This is a genomic window from Leptospira soteropolitanensis (genome assembly GCF_026151655.1).
In the GTDB taxonomy this organism is placed as follows: domain Bacteria; phylum Spirochaetota; class Leptospiria; order Leptospirales; family Leptospiraceae; genus Leptospira_A; species Leptospira_A soteropolitanensis.
In genome coordinates, this window is sequence record NZ_JAMQPN010000031.1 from 1 (window position 1) to 3357 (window position 3357).

3 protein-coding genes are annotated in these 3357 nt (G+C 36.7%); all 3 read left to right on the forward strand.

Annotation, left to right across the window (positions count from 1 at the left end):
• The first annotated feature begins 82 nt into the window (after positions 1-82).
• Entirely contained in the window at positions 83-928 is an 846-nt protein-coding gene (locus tag ND811_RS18945; RefSeq protein WP_265353556.1) for a restriction endonuclease, read from the forward strand.
• Between the two features lie 259 nt (positions 929-1187).
• A complete protein-coding gene (locus tag ND811_RS18950; RefSeq protein ID WP_265353557.1) occupies positions 1188-2414 on the forward strand; it encodes an integrase core domain-containing protein in 1227 nt (408 codons plus the stop codon).
• A 48-nt stretch (positions 2415-2462) separates the two neighbouring features.
• Positions 2463-3197, forward strand: coding sequence for a DUF6602 domain-containing protein (locus ND811_RS18955; protein WP_265353558.1), 735 nt, complete (start codon positions 2463-2465; stop codon positions 3195-3197).
• Positions 3198-3357 lie beyond the last annotated feature (160 nt).

The following is a 3357-nucleotide window of genomic DNA, read 5'->3' on the forward strand; positions in this document are numbered from 1 at the left end:
ACCAGCCTACGTCGGTTAGCTTGTTCGTTATGCGACATGTCAAAAAATAATACTAACTAAAAATCAATTAAAGGACTAATAAATGTTATATAGAGATTATTTCGAATTATCAAACCTGATTAGAGCAAGCGATCTCCTTTCACATAAAATGCTTGGTGGTGCTAATTCAGAACTTACCAGATTGGCTGCTATTAATCTAAAAAATTTCGGAGGAATAGATCATTTCAAAAGCAAACTACTAGACAACAGCCTGCTTTTATCGAATATAGAATCATTCTTTACACCTTTTTCAGCAATAGATAACTTCAAAAGTTTAAATAGCGGAATAGATGCGATATTTAGTAATACAGTTCTAAATAATCTAGAATCCAATAAATTTCTCGAGTATTTTCAATCTACAACGTATTTTGTTGACCCAGAAGAAATAGATGAAACTGAAATTAGTAATTCAGAAGACAAAAAAATACACATTCCAGAACTTTCTAAGCAAATAATTGGAATTGGAATTGATTTTTTAAACACCTTTACTAAAGATCCAAAAAAATTATTTACTCTCAAACCTAGAGAATTTGAAGAACTTATTGCCGAAATTTTTATTCGCTTTAATTTCGAAGTACAGCTTACTAAAGAAACTCGAGATGGAGGCTATGACTTAGTAGCAATTAACAAATCTTATCCATATTTAGAAGATAAATATTTAATAGAATGTAAAAGATATGCAGAAGATCAAAAAATTGGCGTTAATGTTGTTAGAAGTTTAGCAGGTATTCTAGATACACAAAAAGCCAATAAAGGCATTATTGTAACAACCTCTAGCTTTACTAAGCCAGCTCAAGAATTCGCAACTTCAATCAATTGGAAAATGTCTCTACACGATTATTTTCAAATAAAGAAATGGTTAGAACAAATCAGCAACTCGTCTACTTGACACGTCGCATAACAGCGCATTATCGCTGCGCTTCGGGACTTGCGCCCTCGCTCGGGCTACGCCACATTCCTCTCCGTCACGCTTTCTTGCTTCCGCAAAAAGCGCGCCGACGCTAACGCCTACTCCGTAGGCTCAGCTACGAGGAACGTCGATAATGCTAGTTCGTTATGCGAAATATCAAAAATGTATGCCTCAGGACATGGGTAACACTTTCAGGTTTCTAATCCCTTTAGATCACCTTTAATGGAGGGCTTTGGGGATGCCTTGGAAGGAGAATAATACCGTGGATTTAAGATATCAGTTCGTTCTGGACAGCTTCCAGAAGGGCGTCAATTTTACTCAGCTTTGTGCTCAGTATGGCATTTCTACTAAGTGTGGATACAAGTGGAAAGAAAGGTTCTTGAAGGAAGGGAGAGAGGGTCTTCTGGATAAGAAGAAAACTCCTAAGAACTCTCCGGCTAAAATTGCCGAAGAAACTATTCTAGAAATCATCAAGATAAAAAATAACAAGAAGTTCTGGGGTGCTAAGAAAATTCTCGAACTCTATAAAATTAAATTCCCTGATAGAAGACCTCCCAACAGATCCACTGTCGAACGCATTCTTAAGAAGGCAGGCCTTCTTGAGAAAAAGAAGAATAGAAGACCAAGTAACTCTGGTCAACGAATCTCCATGCCGGAGAAAGCAACCCATCCAAATCATATTTGGACCGTGGACTTCAAAGGATGGTGGTATACTCCAGACAGGGAAAAAGTAAATCCTCTCACTGTCAGAGATGATTTTTCTAAATATATTCTCTCCATTAAGACCCTTTCCAAAGGCGACATTCCTTCAGTAAAAGCCGAATTTATTAGGTTATTTAAGATCTATGGTTTACCAGAAATCATTCGCTCAGACAACGGACCCCCTTTCGCCTCTATGCAGTCTCTTTGGGGGCTTACTAAACTCTCTGTTTGGTGGCTCTCTCTAGGTATCAAACTCGATCGCATTCAACCAGGAAAACCTTACCAAAATGGTGCTCATGAAAGAATGCATAGAGACATGGCTCGAGAACTACAACATGAAATCGTGGGTAACATCACTCTCTTCCAAAAACTCTTCGACAAATGGAGAATTGAATTCAATAGAGAAAGACCTCACGAAGCTCTTAACATGAAAACTCCTGAACAAATCTATGTTAAGTCTAAAATGCTCTTTGATCATAACGCTGAACTTCTAATCGCCTATCCGTTTGGATTCAAGCAAAGACATGTTAACGATCGCGGTTACATCAATTATAATGGAAATCTCATTATGATCGGAAATCCTTTCAACGGCTTTAATGTCGGAATTAAAAAAGAATTCGATTCCGTTTCTATTTGGTTCGGAAACAATAAGTTAGGTAATCTCGATCAAAATTTATTCTTGATTAATCCTGATTCCAATTCATATAAAGTTCATAAACCAAGGAAGGTTACTAAAAAGTATTACCCTTCTCCTGACGCATAATCGTTACCCATGTCTTGAAGTCATACCAAAATAAAGAGATTAACTAAAATGACTTTCAACTTATTTTTTCAAGAATTTGCTCAAACTAGAGCTAAAAACTTAGTAAATGAATCCGAAAATTTAACTTCAATAACCCACAATGGGTTAAAAGGTTCACTTCGTGAGCACATCTTAATTAATTTTTTAAAAGACTTTTTACCAATTAACTATGATATTGGGAAAGGTCAAATTCAAGATGTATTCAATTCTAATTCTTCTGAATCAGATTTAATTATCTGGCAAAAAGATTTGCTTCCACCTATTCTATTAGATGAACGTATAGGGATTTTTCCGTATGAATCATGTAGATATTGGATAGAAGTAAAAACTAAAACTACGAAGGCAGAACTAGTTAACTCAATTGAAAAGGTAGACACACTAAAGAGACTTAGGCCCCTAGAAAATTACGACCAACCTTGGCTACCAAGGATTTTACCTGCATATTTTTCCTACTCTTCAGATTTAACTAGTGATGATGAATTTTCAAGATTTTTAGATATTAACCCTGACTACTATCACCATCCTCCATTTGTCGCTCTTTGTATAGTTGGGAAAGGTTATTGGACTTTTTTCGATCATTTACCAGAAGGAAAGAAATGGATATTCTTTTATCCTAATGATTCCCGTTACGAAGTAATTTCTTTTCTTGCGGGAATATTAAATACGCTAGCAGGTAGAAATAAGCCCTCTTTTGGATATTATATTCTTGAACCAGAAGAAAATAACAAGGGAATCTTTCTATAGACTATGATACTTCGCATAACAGCGACTTACCGCTACGCTTCGGCACTAGGCCTCGCTCGGCCTACGGCAAATTCCCTTTCTGTCACTCGCTTGCAATCGCAAGCTACGTGCCAGTCCCTAACGTCCCTTCGGGACTCAGGGTCAGGGAACTTCGGTAAGT